3 protein-coding genes are annotated in these 1,800 nt (G+C 73.8%); 2 read left to right on the top strand and 1 reads right to left on the bottom strand.

What is annotated here, in order from left to right; translation table 11 throughout:
* The coding region (locus tag EF903_RS32285) for a DMT family transporter (RefSeq protein ID WP_148142647.1) at positions 1-427 on the top strand (427 nt) is incomplete at its 5' end.
* A 51-nt stretch (positions 428-478) separates the two neighbouring features.
* Positions 479-676 carry a DUF1918 domain-containing protein gene (locus tag EF903_RS32280; RefSeq protein WP_114056839.1) on the top strand — a complete coding sequence of 66 codons (198 nt, stop codon included), beginning with the start codon at positions 479-481 and terminating at the stop codon, positions 674-676.
* A 10-nt stretch (positions 677-686) separates the two neighbouring features.
* Here the strand turns inward: EF903_RS32280 and EF903_RS32275 are convergent.
* On the bottom strand, positions 687-1,800 hold a 1,114-nt coding region (locus EF903_RS32275), incomplete at its 5' end, for a glycoside hydrolase family 10 protein (protein ID WP_260616218.1).

Genomic DNA, 1,800 nt, shown 5'->3' with positions numbered 1-1,800 from the left:
CGCCGGCGACGGCTACCTCTTCGCCGCCCTGCTCGCCTGCGCGGCCGGCTACACCGAGGGCGGCCGGCTGGCCCGCGACCTGCCCGGCTGGCAGGTCATCGGCTGGGCGCTGGTGGCGTGCCTGCCCCTCAACCTGGCGGGAGCCGCGGTCGGGCTCGCGTACGAGCCGGTGCACCTCGGTGTCCACGGCGTGGCGGGCCTGCTGTGGGCGGCCGCAGGCTCCACGTTCCTCGGCCTGTACGTGTGGTACCGCGGGATGGCGGAGATCGGCGCCCCGCGTGCGAGCCAGCTCCAGCTCGCCCAGCCGTTGCTGACCCTGCTGTGGTCGGTGGCGCTGCTGGGCGAGCAGCTCTCCCCGGCCGCGCCCGCCGCGGCCTGCGCGGTGCTGGTCTGCATCGCCGTGACCCAGCGGGCTCAATCAGGATGAATCGCCGTAAACTGCTGTCACCGGATCCAGACCGCCTCGGAGGAGGTCAGCATGCGCGCGACCGAGGGCGACCAGCTCGTGCAACACGGCAGGATCGTGGGGCAGCACGACAAGGTCGGCGAGATCACTCAGGTGCTGGGCGAGAACGGCAACCCCCCTTACCGGGTCCGTTTCGCGGACGGCCACGAGGCCGTCATGTCCCCGGGCCCCGACTGCGTGGTGAAGCACCCAGCGGAACCCGGGCACTGACCGGGGCGGCTCAGCGCGGCGGCACCGCAGTCGGGTAGTGGTCCGCGACGACCCGCGCCAACGCCCCCGTGGGGTCCGCGACCACCTGCTGCGCGGAGAAGTAGCAGTGGCCGCGGACCTCGGCGTACCGCTTGGCGAGCGCCACGTGCCGGGTCAGCTCCTCCGGGTCGCGCCACGCCGCGGTCGCGCTCTGCGGGTCGCAGCGGTACAGCCCCTCCCCGATGTAGAGGTCGACGCCGGTGCCGGCGACGGTCTGCGCCCACCAGGGGACGATCTTCGCGTAGTCGGCGGTCGGGTGGCCGATGTGCCAGTACACCTGCGGGACGACGTAGTCGACCCAGCCCTCCCGCACCCACTTGCGGGTGTCCGCGTACAGGTCGTCGTACGTGCCCAGCGTCTGCGTGTCCGAGCCGAGCGGGTCCCTGTCCCGGTTGCGCCACACCGCGAAGGGGCTGATGCCGAAGCGCGCCGAGGGACGGACGGTGCGGACGCGCTCCGCCATCTCGCGGACCAGGGCGTCGGTGTTGTGGCGGCGCCAGTCGGCCCGCGAGGGGAAGCCGCCGCCGTGGCGGGCGTACGCGTCGTCGTCGTCGAAGGCCTCGCCGGCGACGGGGTAGGGGTAGAAGTAGTCGTCCCAGTGGACGCCGTCCACCTCGTAGCGGGACACCGCGTCGAGCATGGCCTCCTGGACGAAGGCCCGCACCTCGGGCAGCCCCGGGTTGTAGTACAGCTTGCCCCCGTACGCCACCGTCCAGCCGGGGTTGCGGCGCGCCGGGTGCGAGGCCGCGAGGCGGGCCGGGTCGGCGTGGGTGTTGGCCACCCGGTACGGGTTGAACCAGGCGTGGAACTCCAGCCCGCGGGCGCGCGCTTCGGCGACGGCCGTGCCCAGCGGGTCCCAGCCCGGATCGCCGCCCTGCACCCCGGTCAGCCACTGCGACCACGGCTCCCGGGCTCCGGGCCACATGGCGTCGGCGGTGGGCCTGACCTGGAGCACCACCGCGTTCAGGCGGCGCTCGACCGCGGTGTCGTAGAGGGCGGTGAGCTCGGCGCGCTGCCGCGCCGCCGACAGGCCGGTCCGCGAAGGCCAGTCGACGTTCTGGACCGAGGCGATCCACATCCCGCGG

Source organism: Streptomyces sp. WAC05292, assembly GCF_003949955.1.
GTDB classification, from domain to species: Bacteria; Actinomycetota; Actinomycetes; order Streptomycetales; family Streptomycetaceae; genus Streptomyces; species Streptomyces globosus.
This window is presented reverse-complemented; position numbering and strand designations above follow the sequence as displayed.

Excerpts from the sequence above, each read along its gene's own strand:
- EF903_RS32280 (WP_114056839.1), top strand. The coding sequence starts at position 479 with ATGCGCGCGACCGAGGGCGACCAGCTCGTGCAACACGGCAGGATCGTG.